General features: G+C 36.2%; 18 protein-coding genes. 9 read left to right on the top strand and 9 right to left on the bottom strand.

Features of this window, described 5'->3' with window-relative positions:
• Positions 1 to 20: 20 nt before the first annotated feature.
• The 7 genes from iorA (at position 21) to EV203_RS13370 (ending at position 7,312) form a co-directional block, all read left to right on the top strand.
• The gene (gene iorA, locus EV203_RS04600; RefSeq protein ID WP_009611238.1) at positions 21 to 1,772 is read left to right on the top strand and encodes an indolepyruvate ferredoxin oxidoreductase subunit alpha; all 1,752 of its coding nucleotides are present in this window, start codon (positions 21 to 23) and stop codon (positions 1,770 to 1,772) included.
• 1 nt (position 1,773) lies between these two features.
• Entirely contained in the window at positions 1,774 to 2,349 is a 576-nt protein-coding gene (locus EV203_RS04595) for an indolepyruvate oxidoreductase subunit beta (protein WP_009611239.1), read from the top strand.
• 75 nt (positions 2,350 to 2,424) lie between these two features.
• Positions 2,425 to 3,030, top strand: a complete 606-nt coding sequence (locus tag EV203_RS04590; protein WP_132039357.1) for a lysophospholipid acyltransferase family protein — start codon at positions 2,425 to 2,427, stop codon at positions 3,028 to 3,030.
• 73 nt (positions 3,031 to 3,103) lie between these two features.
• On the top strand, positions 3,104 to 4,447 hold the full coding sequence (glmM, locus tag EV203_RS04585) for a phosphoglucosamine mutase (protein ID WP_009611243.1): 1,344 nt from the start codon (positions 3,104 to 3,106) through the stop codon (positions 4,445 to 4,447).
• A 249-nt stretch (positions 4,448 to 4,696) separates the two neighbouring features.
• Entirely contained in the window at positions 4,697 to 6,523 is a 1,827-nt protein-coding gene (glmS, locus tag EV203_RS04580) for a glutamine--fructose-6-phosphate transaminase (isomerizing) (RefSeq protein ID WP_046159935.1), read from the top strand.
• A gap of 119 nt (positions 6,524 to 6,642) precedes the next feature.
• Complete coding sequence (locus EV203_RS04575; RefSeq protein WP_011026270.1) at positions 6,643 to 7,035, top strand: secondary thiamine-phosphate synthase enzyme YjbQ; 393 nt, start codon at positions 6,643 to 6,645, stop codon at positions 7,033 to 7,035.
• 121 nt (positions 7,036 to 7,156) lie between these two features.
• Positions 7,157 to 7,312, top strand: a complete 156-nt coding sequence (locus EV203_RS13370) for a hypothetical protein (RefSeq protein ID WP_157795015.1) — start codon at positions 7,157 to 7,159, stop codon at positions 7,310 to 7,312.
• A 24-nt stretch (positions 7,313 to 7,336) separates the two neighbouring features.
• Here the strand turns inward: EV203_RS13370 and EV203_RS04570 are convergent, their stop codons facing one another.
• The 8 genes from EV203_RS04570 to sigY form a co-directional block, all read right to left on the bottom strand.
• A complete protein-coding gene (locus EV203_RS04570; protein WP_009610659.1) occupies positions 7,337 to 8,002 on the bottom strand; it encodes a peroxiredoxin in 666 nt (221 codons plus the stop codon).
• Between the two features lie 65 nt (positions 8,003 to 8,067).
• Positions 8,068 to 8,697: a sporulation membrane protein YtaF gene (gene ytaF / locus EV203_RS04565; RefSeq protein ID WP_132039355.1), complete on the bottom strand. Its 630-nt coding sequence runs from the start codon at positions 8,695 to 8,697 to the stop codon at positions 8,068 to 8,070.
• A 102-nt stretch (positions 8,698 to 8,799) separates the two neighbouring features.
• The gene (locus EV203_RS04560) at positions 8,800 to 9,522 is read right to left on the bottom strand and encodes an ABC transporter permease (RefSeq protein WP_243700579.1); all 723 of its coding nucleotides are present in this window, start codon (positions 9,520 to 9,522) and stop codon (positions 8,800 to 8,802) included.
• A gap of 19 nt (positions 9,523 to 9,541) precedes the next feature.
• Complete coding sequence (locus EV203_RS04555; protein ID WP_132039351.1) at positions 9,542 to 10,468, bottom strand: ABC transporter ATP-binding protein; 927 nt, start codon at positions 10,466 to 10,468, stop codon at positions 9,542 to 9,544.
• Between the two features lies 1 nt (position 10,469).
• Positions 10,470 to 10,676, bottom strand: coding sequence for a PLDc N-terminal domain-containing protein (locus EV203_RS04550; RefSeq protein ID WP_011026267.1), 207 nt, complete (start codon positions 10,674 to 10,676; stop codon positions 10,470 to 10,472).
• 18 nt (positions 10,677 to 10,694) lie between these two features.
• Positions 10,695 to 11,036 carry a zinc ribbon domain-containing protein gene (locus tag EV203_RS04545; protein WP_011026266.1) on the bottom strand — a complete coding sequence of 114 codons (342 nt, stop codon included), beginning with the start codon at positions 11,034 to 11,036 and terminating at the stop codon, positions 10,695 to 10,697.
• 4 nt (positions 11,037 to 11,040) lie between these two features.
• A complete protein-coding gene (locus EV203_RS04540) occupies positions 11,041 to 11,457 on the bottom strand; it encodes a hypothetical protein (RefSeq protein ID WP_043884094.1) in 417 nt (138 codons plus the stop codon).
• On the bottom strand, positions 11,454 to 11,984 hold the full coding sequence (gene sigY, locus EV203_RS04535; protein ID WP_132039349.1) for an RNA polymerase sigma factor SigY: 531 nt from the start codon (positions 11,982 to 11,984) through the stop codon (positions 11,454 to 11,456). The genes EV203_RS04540 and sigY overlap by 4 nt, the downstream gene beginning before the upstream one ends.
• Positions 11,985 to 12,134: 150 nt before the next feature.
• Here sigY and EV203_RS04530 point away from each other — a divergent pair, with 150 nt between their 5' ends.
• A complete protein-coding gene (locus tag EV203_RS04530) occupies positions 12,135 to 12,713 on the top strand; it encodes a YdcF family protein (RefSeq protein WP_132039347.1) in 579 nt (192 codons plus the stop codon).
• Between the two features lie 2 nt (positions 12,714 to 12,715).
• On the top strand, positions 12,716 to 13,003 hold the full coding sequence (locus EV203_RS04525) for a DUF503 domain-containing protein (protein WP_011026262.1): 288 nt from the start codon (positions 12,716 to 12,718) through the stop codon (positions 13,001 to 13,003).
• A gap of 88 nt (positions 13,004 to 13,091) precedes the next feature.
• On the opposite strand, the gene EV203_RS04520 is transcribed toward EV203_RS04525, so the two are convergent.
• Entirely contained in the window at positions 13,092 to 13,463 is a 372-nt protein-coding gene (locus EV203_RS04520; protein WP_011026261.1) for a helix-turn-helix domain-containing protein, read from the bottom strand.
• Positions 13,464 to 13,505: the final 42 nt, after the last annotated feature.

Here is a 13,505-nt window from a genome sequence, read left to right as displayed (position 1 = left end):
TAGATTTTGGGGGGAAATAGATGAAAAAAGTAATGTTAGGAGATGAAGCGGTAGCAAGGGGTGCCTACGAGTATGGAGTTACTTTTGCTGCTGCGTATCCAGGGACTCCTAGCACAGAAATACTGGAAAATATAGCCCAGTACAAAGAAATCTACTCTGAGTGGGCTCCCAATGAAAAAGTCGCAGTAGAAGCGGCTATTGGAGCTTCTATAGCTGGTGCTAGAAGCCTTGCTGCCATGAAACATGTGGGGCTTAATGTGGCCGCAGATCCGCTTTTTACTTTTGCTTATACAGGAGTAAACGGTGGCTGTGTGATCGTAACTGCTGATGACCCAGGTATGCACTCTTCTCAGAATGAGCAGGACAACAGATATTACGCTAAATTTGCCAAAATCCCTATGCTAGAGCCTTCAGACAGTCAGGAATGCAAAGACTTTGTTGGTATCGCCCTGGATATAAGCGAAAAGTATGACACACCTGTGCTTTTAAGGCTCACCACTAGGGTTGCTCACGGTAAAGGAGTTGTGGAATTAGGAGAAAGAAAGCCTGTTGAAATGAAGCCTTATAAAAAAGACATTCCGAAGTACGTTATGGTTCCTGCAAATGCTCAAAAAAGACATGTGGTAGTAGAAGAGAGATTAAAAGTCTTAGAGGAACTGACTGAAAAAATTGAAATAAATAGAATTGAGTGGGGCGGAAGGGATATAGGCATAATAACAAGTGGCATAAGCTATCTTTACGTAAAAGAAGTCTTTGGAGACGAAGTATCTGTTTTAAAACTGGGAATGACTTATCCTCTTCCTTCAAAGCTTATAAGAAAGTTTGCTGAAAGTGTAAAAAAATTGTACGTAGTAGAAGAGCTGGAACCTTATATAGAAGAGCATGTCAGGGCTTTGGGCATTGAAGTAATAGGAAAAGAATTGATTCCCAGGATTGGAGAATTAAATCCTGGCATTATAAGAAAGGCAATAAAAAAAGAAGAGCTTCCTCATGTATCAGTGGAGGTTAAAGTACCAGGCAGACCTCCTATGCTTTGTGCGGGATGCCCTCACAGGGGAGTATTCTACGTTTTAAGAAAGAAAAGAGTTCCTGTTTTAGGGGACATAGGCTGTTATACTCTGGGAGCAGCGCCGCCATTGGAAGCTATAGATACCTGCATATGCATGGGGGCTAGCATTTCAGGTTCTCACGGCTTCCAGAAAGCTATTGAACACAGTGGCAGAAAGCAAAAAATCTTCAGCGTAATTGGTGACTCCACCTTCTTCCACTCTGGTATCACAGGGCTTATTGATATTGTCTACAACAAAGGCAATGCTGTTCCTATAATACTCGATAACCGCATAACTGCTATGACAGGACACCAGCACAACCCCGGTACAGGAAAGACATTGATGGGAGAAGATGCGCCTGAAATAGATATAGCTAAATTGAGCGAAGCTATAGGAGTAAAGAGGGTAAGAGTAGTAAATCCGTTTAAATTAAAGGAAATAGAAGATGCCGTAGATGAAGCTATGAATACAGATGATACGATGGTTATAATAGCGAAAGGCCCATGTGCCTTGATTCCTCCTAAGCCGCAGGGAGAATGCAAGATAGACCAGGAAAAATGCAAAAAATGTGGCATGTGCCTTAGAATAGGATGCCCAGCTATAAGTAAAAAAGATGGCATTTTCAGCATAGACCCTGACCAGTGCACGGGCTGCACTGTTTGCCAGCAGGTATGTCCTTTTGATGCGATAGAATGTGTTTCACATAGGGGCGAGGTGAAATAAAATGGCAGAGGTAAAAAGCGTATTGATGGTAGGGGTAGGAGGTCAGGGCACAATTCTTGCGAGCAATGTACTGTCAGAAGGATTACTTAAAAGTGGCTATGATGTCAAAATGTCAGAAGTGCATGGAATGTCCCAGAGGGGAGGAAGTGTCAACACACAGATAAGGTTTGGGGAAAAAGTCTATTCGCCGGTGATTGAGATGGGAGCTGCTGATGTAATAGTGGCCTTCGAAAAAATGGAAGCTGTAAGGTGGCTCAATTACCTCAAAAAAGGCGGCACGGTGATTGTAAATACAGTTGAGATTCCTCCTCTCTCAGTATTAATAGGGAAAGAAGAATATCCAAAGGATTTGTTGGAAATACTAAAGAGCAATGCCCACACAATTGCAGTGGAGGCTGATAAAATAGCTGAAGGCCTCGGGAATGTGAGGGCCCAGAATATAGTGCTTTTAGGAGTTTTAGTAAAACACTTGGGGCTTATGAACATTGACTGGGAAGAAGTGATAAGAAACAATGTACCTAAAAAATATATAGACCTTAACATACAGGCTTTTAGAAAGGGGCTTGAACTAAATTAAGGGGGCAAAGCCCCTTTTTATTATTTCACAGGAGATGTATAATAGTAATTGAAAAATCCAAAGGGAGAGAAGGGAATGTTTTTACTCTACAGAGTCTTGCGACTGATTGGAATTGCACTTCTCAAGATATTTTACTCCTTTAAAGTGGAAAGAGATGGTAACCTCTCAAAGGGCCCTTACATTTTTGTTTCAAATCATCAAAGTTTGCTTGACCCTGTAGCAGTAGCATGTGCCATCAAAACGCCAATTATATTTTTAGCAAGCTCGGAATTTTTTAATATTTATCTTTTGAAACCTTTTCTTTTGATAGATAAAGCGATACCTATTAAAAAGGAGTCAGCTGACTTAAAAGCCATAAAAAAGGCTTTGGAGAGATTAAAGGAAGGGTATTCAATTGGCATATTTCCAGAAGGAGGCATATCTCCTAAAGGAGTTATAGAAAAAATTTATGAAGGTGCCATGTACCTTGCTTATAAATCGGGTAAACCTCTTGTGCCTGTAGTCGTTCAGGGCACAAAGGAAGTTTTGCCTTTAGGGAAGTATGTACCTAAATTGAGAGGGAAAATAAAAGTTAAAGTAGGAGAACCTATCTCCCCTGATTTGAATAAAGATATAAAAGCAGAAATTGCAGAATTAAAAGAAAAAATAAAAGCCAGAATGAAGGAAATGCTTGCAGAATAAAAAAGGTTTTTTTGCACAATAAAGACAACTGTGATAAAATATTATCGTACGTTTTACAGAAAGGGGATAGAGAATGGGAAGGCTTTTTGGGACTGACGGTGTGAGGGGAATAGCGAACAAGGAATTAACTCCACAACTGGCTTTTGAGTTGGGGCGGGCAGGAGCTTATGTCCTTACAGAGGGAAGTCACAGGCCAAAGGTTGTGGTGGGAAAGGACAGCAGGATTTCAAGCGATATGTTGGAATGTGCTCTTATTGCTGGGCTTACATCTCTTGGAGCAGAAGTGGTAAGTGTAGGAATAATTCCTACGCCGGCAGTAGCTTATTTGACTAGGCTATATAAGGCAGATGCTGGAGTTATGATTTCAGCTTCTCACAATCCGATTGAGTATAATGGAATAAAATTCTTTGATAAGTTTGGCTACAAATTGCCTGATAAGCTGGAAGACAGGATAGAGGAAATTATAAATGAAAAAAAAGAACTTCCTGTTCCTACTGGCATTGGAATAGGCAGAAGAAAAGAAAGCTTGACTTCTCACAGGGATTATATAGAATTTTTAAAGTCTACCATTGATACAGACTTAAAAGGGCTTAAAATAGTGATTGACTGTGCTTATGGGGCAAGCAGCACAGTAGCTCCTATTTTGTTTAAAGAATTAGGAGCAGAGGTAATTGCTTATGCGGCAGAGCCTTTAGGAGAAAAAATCAATGTAGGCTGTGGATCCACGCACCCTGAGAAATTGCAGCAGCTTGTAGTAGAACATAAAGCGGACCTGGGGCTTGCTTTTGATGGAGATGCGGACAGATTAATTGCAGTTGACGAAAAAGGGAATATAGTAGACGGAGACCATATAATGGCTATATGTGCTATTGATATGAAAAGCAAAGGGAAATTAAAACACAATACTGTGGTAGCGACAGTCATGAGTAACATAGGATTTGAAATTGCTTTAAAGGAGCATGGAATTAAGCTTATAAGGACAAAGGTAGGAGATAGATATGTATTAGAGGAAATGATAAAAGGTGGATATTCTATTGGAGGAGAACAGTCAGGACATATAATTTTCATAGATGACAATACTACAGGAGATGGAGAGATAACAGCTTTAAAACTTTGTTCAATAATGAAACATACAGGTAAAAAACTGTCTGAACTTGCTTCTTGCATGACTACCTATCCTCAGGTACTTGTAAATGCCAAAGTGAAAAATGAGCTTAAAGAAAAATATCTAGAAGATGAAGACATAAAGAGAGAAATTGAAAAGCTAGAAAAAGAAATGGAAGGGAAAGGAAGAGTTCTCATAAGACCATCTGGCACAGAACCTCTCATAAGAGTTATGGTAGAGGGTGAAGATTACGCTAAAATCAGCCAGATGGCAAAAGAGCTGGCTGATTTGATAGAAAGAAAATTGAACTGATTTTTTGAAAGGAGGGATGCCTATAGAGGAAGATGTAGAGTCGAGATTTAATGTAAGCTTTAATTTAGAAGCGCCTGGACTTAAAGCCTTAAGGCTTTAAGTTGACGAGGGCAGGGTTTATCGAGACATCGGCGGGTGCCCTGCGGTCTTCCTGCGACCGTTAGAGGACTGGTAAAACCACAGGCGACTGTGGCATAGAGCAGTCCGGGCAGGAAAATTTTATAAACTCACAGTGAGAGGAGACGCAATATGTGTGGGATTGTAGGATATATAGGAGATAAACAAGCAACACCTATACTGCTGGAAGGTTTGACAAGATTAGAGTATAGGGGATATGATTCGGCAGGAATTGCCATTTTACACAATGGCAATATAAATATAAAGAAAGCTAAAGGAAGGCTCAATGTCTTAAGAGAACTGGTTGAAAAAGACCATATGGAAGGTACAATAGGTATAGGGCATACCAGATGGGCAACCCACGGAGAACCTTCTGATACCAATTCGCATCCTCACTTATCCCAGTCAGGCTTAATTGCAGTTGTTCACAACGGGATTATTGAAAACTATCTTCCTCTGAAGAAATGGCTGATAGAAGAGGGTTATAATTTTATATCAGAAACAGATACGGAAGTGGTTGCAAACTTACTCGAATATTACTACAATGGCGATATAGTTGAAGCGCTTAGAAAAGTGCTGGATAGGATTGAGGGGTCTTATGCTCTGGGGGTTTTGTGCAAGGACAATCCGGATATGATAGTAGCAGCAAGAAAAGAAGCTCCTCTTATAGTAGGTATAGGAAATGGTGAGAATTTCATTGCTTCAGATATACCTGCAATTTTAAAATACACAAGAAATGTATATTTCCTCGATGACCACGAAATTGCCATAATCAAAAAAGACAGTGTAGAATTTATAGATGTTTTTGGAAGGAAGATAGGCAAATCTCTCTTTGAAGTGAAATGGGACGTAGAAGCAGCTGAAAAGGGCGGCTATGAGCACTTCATGATAAAAGAGATTCATGAGCAGCCTGCCGCAATAAAAGATACTTTGAGGGGAAGGATAATTAACGATTCCCAGATAGTCCTTGACAATATAAACATCACAAAGGAAGACCTTGAAAAAATAGAAAAAATCTTTATAGTAGCTTGTGGAACTGCATATCACGCAGGAGTTGTAGGGAAATACGTGATAGAGAGTTTTGCACGAATACCTGTTGAGGTAGATGTGGCTTCTGAGTTTAGATACAGGAATCCGATTGTGAATGAAAGAATTCTCACAATTGTTATAAGCCAGTCAGGGGAGACGGCTGACACAATTGCTGCATTAAAAGAAGCTAAAAGGAAAGGCTCGAGAGTCATAGCTATAACAAATGTGGTAGGAAGTTCTGTATCAAGGGAAGCAGATGAAGTCTTGTATACTTGGGCAGGACCTGAAATAGCCGTTGCATCTACAAAAGCTTATACTACACAGCTCATAGCTTTATACCTAATTGCGCTGGACTTTGCCTTAAAGAAGGGGACTATGAGCAGTACAAAGGTTGTAGAGATTATCTCTGAACTTAAAAAACTACCTGACAAAGTTCAATACCTCTTGGACAACAAAGAAGTGATACAAAAATTTGCCTCTGAACATTACAATGTGAAAGACGTATTCTATATTGGTAGAGGTCTGGATTACGCTGTTGCCATGGAAGGGTCTTTAAAGCTCAAAGAGATATCTTACATCCACTCAGAAGCATACCCAGCTGGAGAGTTAAAGCACGGAACGTTAGCATTGGTAGAAGAAGGTACTTTGATAATTGCACTGGCTACACAGGATGACCTCTTCGAAAAAATGTTGAGCAATATAAAAGAGGTAAAGGCCAGAGGAGGATATGTGGTTGCTTTTGCAAAGCAAGGAAACCTGCAGCTGGAAGGAGTAGTGGACAAAGTCATATACATCCCCGACACCTTAAAAGAACTCACTCCTGTGTTGACAGTGGTCCCTCTCCAGCTTCTGGCATATTACATGGCTGTAGAAAAAGGCTGTGACGTGGATAAACCGAGGAACCTTGCAAAATCTGTTACTGTGGAGTAAAATTTAAAGGGATAGGCAGTCTTATACTGCTTGTCCCTTTTTAGTTTATAAAGGCAGTTCTTCCTTCAATAATAAAAAATGCAATAAATTTAATTGGTAGATAAAGGAGGCGTATCTGGATGCAGAGTGTGTATATAAATACACCATTGAGAGAAGTCATGATAGATATTACAAAAGAGGTGGAAGAAGAAGTTAAAAAATCAGGAGTAAAAGAAGGAATTTGTGTAGTTTTTGTGCCCCATACAACAGCTGGCATTACAATAAATGAAAATGCAGACCCAACAGTAAAAGAAGATATTTTATCTGCTCTTGACAAAATAATACCCAATATTTCTTTTAAGCACCTTGAAGGAAATTCTGATGCTCATATAAAAGCTTCATTGGTAGGGAGTTCTGTAACTGTGCTTATAGAAAACGGTGAGCTTGTCTTGGGAACTTGGCAGGGAATTTATTTTTGCGAATTTGATGGGCCGCGAAGAAGAAAAGTGTATATTAAAATTATCCCCTCTTAACCCCTTCGGAGGGGTTTTTATTTTATGGCAATTTCATATATACGCTGGTACATATAGAAATATATATTCATTGAAATAAAGGAATATATATGGTACAATGGGGATGGCAAGGGGGATAAAGATGTTAAAATTTAGGAGAATAATTTTGTGGATTGTGATTCTTTTTTTAGTAATCACAATACCTCTTTTGTCATATGCAAAAAGTTTGCCTAAATTTTCTTTTGGGTCAAGACTTTTGTACACAGGAACTATGGTGTATGACTTCCAGAACAAGTAAAAAAGTTTAAGCCGGATTTCCGGCTTAAACTTTTTTATAGCACAAGTACCAGTCTGTGCAAGTGTACCCTTCGACGTTTTTAAGCCTTTGTTTAAGTTCGGGATAAGTTTTTGGAGGAGGTACAATTACAGGCATTCCAGGATACCAATTAGCAGGAGCCAAAACTTTGTATTTATCCACTGTTTGGAGAGCATCTATTATTCGTATTATTTCCTGTATATTTCTTCCTATTTCTAGCGGATAGTAGAGGATGAGGCGGAGTATTTGCTTATCATCTATTATAAATACTGCTCTGACAGCGCTTGTAGAAGTTTCTGCAGGAGATATCATTCCGTATAGTTTTGCAATTCTCATGTCTTTGTCTTCAATTATAGGGAAGGGAATTTCTACACCTGTGGTTTTATATATATTTTCAACCCAAGCAAGATGAGAAGGATTGCTGTCCACGCTTAAGCCTATTAACTGTACGTTTCTTTCTACAAAACTAGTATAAACCTGTGTGAAGGCTATGAATTCTGTAGTACATACAGGTGTAAAATCCCCCGGGTGAGAAAAAAGCACTACCCATTTTCCGCGGTAATCGGAAAGTTTAATAGGACCAAACGTGCTGTTGGCTTTAAAGTCGGGAGCCGGAGCTCCTATCTGAGGGAGACAGACTCTTGGTATATTTTCTATTGCTTCTGTTTCCATATAATCACCTCTTAGCTTTTACTTGACTACTACATTATATTCGCAAATCAAAAGATATGTTATTGCTAAAACAGCGCTTTATAGGCTATGATAAGTAGAATTATTCCGCTTATTACAGTGCCAAATTGTCCTATTGTAAAAGACCCAATCTTTATGTTGGCAACTTTTGAACCTAGTTTTACTCTTCCCCACACCGATATAAAACTTCCTATTGCTGTAGTAAAGGATATTGTAAAAGGGGAAAAACCTAAAAGCCCTGCTCCTAAACCGTTTGTCAGAGCATTTGCAGAAAGAGCAATTCCTAAAAGGATGGCTTCACCTACACTTATTTCTCCAGATTTGTCTAAATCGGCAATTTCGGGATTTTCTAAAATGCTTTTTATAGATTTTGGGTTAGTACAATCTTTTGAAGGTATTGGATTTGCCCCTTTTCGAGGAAGAGCCATCAGAATAATTCTAAGGCCTATTATGAAAAGCAAGAAGGCTCCAACTATTACAGGTAGAGTCCCGGGAAGAATTTTATTCAGCCATTTGCCAAAAAGTATTCCGGAGAGGCTAAAAAGGAAGGCGATTACAGCTATTATTGTGTTTGAAAAAATGTTTATTTGTATTTTTCTTATGCCATATGAAATCCCTACGCCAAAATTGTCTATACTGGCTGATACTGCAAATCCGAGGATGATCAACCATTCCATATACTTTCACCCCTTTTCCCTAACGCTCTATTTATAATACGCGCTAGAAGGAAAAGGGGTGAATCTAAATAAAGGAATAAATAAGATTTTTCCTAGTTTTTTCTAAGCAAAAGTGTTGTTTTTATAATTTTTAATTGTCAGTAAAGAAAGGATTATACAATATAGCAACACAGAAAAAATTGTGGTTAATATATTTTCTGTAGTAAAAGAATTTGCAAGTGAGATAAGGTTGTAAGGAATGAACTTGGCTATTTTATCAATATTTACTAATAGCGCTGATATTATGTGAAGCATTAATACCAGTAATGCGGCTAATACGCCTTTTTTGAAAATGCTGCTTAAAAACATGAGTAATATTATAACGAAAAAGTAATAAATTGAAATTAATGCGGCTGATATCAATACATTTTTAAAAGCGATGATGTTTTCACTAAAAAGTGTAACTGCATAATAATAATTTATGATAAAACCGAATATTATAAAAATTGATATTGTAACTGCGTAATGGAGTATTTTCGCAATTACTATAGAAGATAAGTTGGCGCCTTTAGAATATGGAAAAATGAGTTTTTGTGAAGATATTTCGTCACTTAAACTTCCCATTAGAGTTAAAAGTACTATAAGTAGTGTTACTTGGTTTAAGTCTTTTATGTAATTTTGTACAGCAGATTTTATGTCGATTTGTATTAGAGAAGCCAAATCACCGTTTATTTTACTCTTAAGTATTTCTGGAAGCAATTTAAGGAGTATGGGGTCGAGTATGGCAAAGAGAATAATCCCAATAAAAAGTAGTAGATACTTGTACTGTCTCCACGATTCTAGCATTTCTTTTTTTAAATACGCTTTAAATGTATTCATTTTGCTTCACCAGCCTTATAAATATATCTTCAAGTGTATTTTCTCTTTGCTGTAGTGAAATAACAGGTATATCAAGCTTTGATAGTTCACTGAGGATATTCTTTTTTGCTAATTCAATGTCATTTATGTAAATACTTACAGTATCATTTTTTATTTTAATGTCAGCAATCCATTTTACATTATTAAGCTTTTCTTTGATGTTATGAGGCAAATTTTCGAAGACAATATCGTATATGGGTAGAGCATATTTTTGTTTTAATTCTTTGATTTTTCCTGAAAAAATAATTTTACCTTTATCGAGTATACCGATATAATCACAGACTCTTTCTGCATCGCTCAGGATATGAGTGGATAATAAAATCGTCTTTCCATTTTTCTTCATTTCCAAAATTTGATTAAATATATCATATCTGCTTTCTGGATCTAAAGCGGATGTTGGTTCGTCTAAAAAAATTATTTCAGGATTATCTAAAAGAGCTACTGCAAGTCCTAATTTTTGTTTCATTCCTCTTGAATAAGTTTGTATTTTTTTATTAGCGGCTTCTTTTAATTTAACTAGATCAAGGAGTTTATCTATTTCTTTTTTAGCTTTTTTGTAAGGAATACCTCTTATTTTACTTATAAAGAGAAGATATTCGCTTCCAGTCATATAGGTATAAAAAGTAGGGCTTTCAGGCAAATAACCTATTTCTTCAAGTGGTTTTCTTTTATTTTTGTCTAACATTTTGCCATTGATGTATATCTCGCCCCTATTATAATCAATAAGTCCTGTTAAAATATTCATTGTGGTAGTTTTGCCAGCGCCATTACGCCCTAATAAGCCGTATATGGTTCCTTTTTCAATTTCAAAACTTATTCCCTTTAAAACTTCATAATTTCCATATTTTTTTGTTAGATTAAAAACTTTTATCATGCTATTCTCTCTCCCTGCCTATAGTTAAAAATATAATGCAACCTAGTATCTCTCCAAAGATTATAATTAAAAGCCACGCCCATTTTGGGAGATATTTAACTTTGTCTTTTGAAAGTCTGTAAATTGAAAATACCGTAAGTCCCAATTGGATTATAAATAAAGGAAGAATGAGTTTTATTAATTCAGGGTTGCTTAATTTATTTAACATGATTTTGCCCTCCTCAAATTATTTTAATTTTGTTGAGCATTCGGGACAGTATGTCCAATCCTCTTTTATTTCGGTTCCACATTTCGGGCATGTTTTCTTTAAAGAAGCACCGCAATAGGGGCAGAATTTGTAATCATTTTTTACTGTTTTTCCACAATTAGGGCATTTGAAATGTCCATACCTCGTTACAAAAAGGTATATGATTAAAGAGGAAGGTATATTTAGAAGTCCGAAAAGTCCCCATGCCCAGTAGTATTTTTCACCACGTTTTTTTGCATCTATAAAAATCCATAAAGCTTGAAGAAATAATAAGGGTATTACAATTATTAGAAAAATTAATGTGTTTTTAGATATTGACATTTTATCATCTCCTTGGAGTTTTTAATTTGTAAAAAGGTATTAAGATTAATGGTAAATTAAGGTACAGGAATATTTGTAGATAAAAGTATATCCGTATATCCAAGTTTGTTATAAACAAGATTGATGATATTAAAAAGACTATTGATGCGGCAATGAAAATAAGGAGTTCGAATTTTTCTTTTCTTTTATTTTCTATTTGATAAGCTTTTTCTATAATTTTTGTAATGTCTATTTCTAAGGCTGAGGTGTCAACTTGTGTATCTAAAATTTTCATATAATCTAATGCCAGCTCTAATTTTTCTTTGAATCTATTGCAATCATTGCAATTTTCAATATGTGAAATAATTTCTATATTTTCGTCAATTTCACCGTAATGCATATCGATTATTTTGTTTTGTATTTCTTTACACTTTTTTTTCACAGCAAATCCCTTCTTTCCATTTCCTTCATTATTTCTTTTATAGCATTGTGTAAACGCGAACGCACCGTTCCTACAGGACAATCTAGTATTTGTGCAATTTCTTCGTATTTGTAACCATAATAGTGTTTTAAAATAAAAGTTGCTCTTTTCTCATAAGGAAGTTTCATTAAAATGTTCATTAGTTCCTTATATTGAAGGTTTGAAATAGCGGTTTCTTCTATGTTTTCCGTGTTATTTGTAGACATTTCTTCAACAAGTTCAACATTTTTATGTTTTCTTAAATAATCTTTAAATGTATTAGTGGCAATTTTTAAAAGCCATGTAGAGAATTTAGCTTCAGGGGCAAATTTTTTAATATTTAAAATAGCTTTAAGCATTGTATCCTGTGCAATATCTTGGGCAAGTGTAGGATTGCCTGTCATTTTAATGCAATATCTCAGTAAAGTATTATAGTTTTGTAAGAGGAGTTCATTTAGAGCGTGTTTATTGCCATTTTTGGCTTTATATATCAATTCTTTCTCTTCCATCACCTGCCCACCTTTCCTTAAATTAAACGCTAAAAAAAGAAAAAAGTTCACGAATTTATTCTATCAAAAATAAATCCTTGGAAATTAATTTTTATAGTGTATAATTGTATTAGATTTTCATTGTTGTGCAAAGTCTTGGAGGTATTTTAAATGAGTCGATTTCTAAAATTGGTTGTTGTTTTAATTTTTGCATTGGTTAGCATTATTGCAATATTGGCATACCAGATAGTTTCCTTTGGGTTTACAGAAAAACCGAAAAAGTCTGATGCGATAATAGTTTTGGGGTGTGCAGTGTATGGGGATACGCCGAGTCCATTTTTTAAGGAGAGACTTGAAGAGGCTTTAAAGCTATATAAAGAAGGGTATGGCCATTATATAATAATTTCTGGAGGAAAAGGACCAGGAGAGAGCATTTCAGAAGCGGAAGCTGGAAAGAGGTATCTTCTTGAAAAGGGAGTTGCTTCTAAAAATATTTTGCTTGACAATAAATCTTTTTCTACTTATGAGAATTTACTTTTTTCCAAGGAAATTATGGAGAAAAATTCATTAAAAACTGCAATAATCGTTTCAAATAAATTCCATTTAAAGAGAGCGAGCGTAATAGCAAAGAGGATTGGAATAGATGCGAGTTTTTCGGGAGTTTTTGTAAAAGAGTATGTTGGAGATGAGGTTTATGGTTTTTTAAGGGAAGTACTGGCATTGCTGTATACCTACTTAAGGGGATGGTAGTGATGGTTGTGTCATATTGCAAGCTTTACTTAAGAGCTAACTGGGTGCATTCTTTAAAGGAAAAAAGGATGATTACAAAGAGCATTATAGGAAAAGTGAAAAGTCACTACAATGTGTCTATTTCAGAAGTGGAAAATCAAGACGCCCATAAGTCAATTGTAATAGGTTTTTCTGTATGCGGAAGTGATGCTTTGCTGACTAATAAGATAGTGCAAGAGGTAATAGATTATATTGAGCAGAGCACGGATGCGTATATAGAAGATATAGAAATGGATACCATAAAAGTGTAAAATATAAGTGGCATTTTGTGTAAGTAGCTCAGAGTGATAAAGGACACAAAATGCCACTTTTTTTGAAAAGAAATGATTAATAATTAATCTAATTTTTTTCTTCAAAGTATTTTTCTAGGTCAGTTGTGTTAAGACACACCTTTACGTATCCTTCTATGTCCCTTTTCCTTTCTTCGGGGAGTTCTTTTATAGCTTTTAGGAGAAGATCTTCACTTTTGTCTACAGAATATTTCTCTTCTTCTTCCTTTACTTCTGAAGGCATTTCACCGGTCAAAAGCCAGTCAATAGAGACGTTTAATGCGTTTTTTAGTTTGATTAAAGCGTTTGAGGAAGGCATTGACTTATTGTTTTCAAGGTCGCTTAAATTTCCTGGGGATAATCCTGTCAATTTGCTAAGAGCAGGTATTGTCAAGTTGTTTTTCTTTCGGGCGTATCGTATTCTTTCTCCTACAGAATTCATCCCAAATCCTCCTTTGTATCTGAATTACGATATTAGTATTGA

The sequence above is a fragment of the Caldanaerobacter subterraneus genome (assembly GCF_004345675.1).
Taxonomy (GTDB): domain Bacteria; phylum Bacillota; class Thermoanaerobacteria; order Thermoanaerobacterales; family Thermoanaerobacteraceae; genus Thermoanaerobacter; species Thermoanaerobacter subterraneus.
Note: the sequence above shows the minus strand (reverse complement) of the source record. Positions and strands in the feature narration are given on the sequence as shown.

Excerpts from the sequence above, each read along its gene's own strand:
- iorA (WP_009611238.1), top strand. The coding sequence starts at position 21 with ATGAAAAAAGTAATGTTAGGAGATGAAGCGGTAGCAAGGGGTGCCTAC.
- EV203_RS04595 (WP_009611239.1), top strand. The coding sequence starts at position 1,774 with ATGGCAGAGGTAAAAAGCGTATTGATGGTAGGGGTAGGAGGTCAGGGC.
- EV203_RS04590 (WP_132039357.1), top strand. The coding sequence starts at position 2,425 with ATGTTTTTACTCTACAGAGTCTTGCGACTGATTGGAATTGCACTTCTC.
- glmM (WP_009611243.1), top strand. The coding sequence starts at position 3,104 with ATGGGAAGGCTTTTTGGGACTGACGGTGTGAGGGGAATAGCGAACAAG.
- glmS (WP_046159935.1), top strand. The coding sequence starts at position 4,697 with ATGTGTGGGATTGTAGGATATATAGGAGATAAACAAGCAACACCTATA.
- EV203_RS04575 (WP_011026270.1), top strand. The coding sequence starts at position 6,643 with ATGCAGAGTGTGTATATAAATACACCATTGAGAGAAGTCATGATAGAT.
- EV203_RS13370 (WP_157795015.1), top strand. The coding sequence starts at position 7,157 with ATGTTAAAATTTAGGAGAATAATTTTGTGGATTGTGATTCTTTTTTTA.
- EV203_RS04570 (WP_009610659.1), bottom strand. The coding sequence starts at position 8,002 with ATGGAAACAGAAGCAATAGAAAATATACCAAGAGTCTGTCTCCCTCAG.
- ytaF (WP_132039355.1), bottom strand. The coding sequence starts at position 8,697 with ATGGAATGGTTGATCATCCTCGGATTTGCAGTATCAGCCAGTATAGAC.
- EV203_RS04560 (WP_243700579.1), bottom strand. The coding sequence starts at position 9,522 with ATGCTAGAATCGTGGAGACAGTACAAGTATCTACTACTTTTTATTGGG.
- EV203_RS04555 (WP_132039351.1), bottom strand. The coding sequence starts at position 10,468 with ATGATAAAAGTTTTTAATCTAACAAAAAAATATGGAAATTATGAAGTT.
- EV203_RS04550 (WP_011026267.1), bottom strand. The coding sequence starts at position 10,676 with ATGTTAAATAAATTAAGCAACCCTGAATTAATAAAACTCATTCTTCCT.
- EV203_RS04545 (WP_011026266.1), bottom strand. The coding sequence starts at position 11,036 with ATGTCAATATCTAAAAACACATTAATTTTTCTAATAATTGTAATACCC.
- sigY (WP_132039349.1), bottom strand. The coding sequence starts at position 11,984 with ATGGAAGAGAAAGAATTGATATATAAAGCCAAAAATGGCAATAAACAC.
- EV203_RS04530 (WP_132039347.1), top strand. The coding sequence starts at position 12,135 with ATGAGTCGATTTCTAAAATTGGTTGTTGTTTTAATTTTTGCATTGGTT.
- EV203_RS04525 (WP_011026262.1), top strand. The coding sequence starts at position 12,716 with ATGGTTGTGTCATATTGCAAGCTTTACTTAAGAGCTAACTGGGTGCAT.
- EV203_RS04520 (WP_011026261.1), bottom strand. The coding sequence starts at position 13,463 with ATGAATTCTGTAGGAGAAAGAATACGATACGCCCGAAAGAAAAACAAC.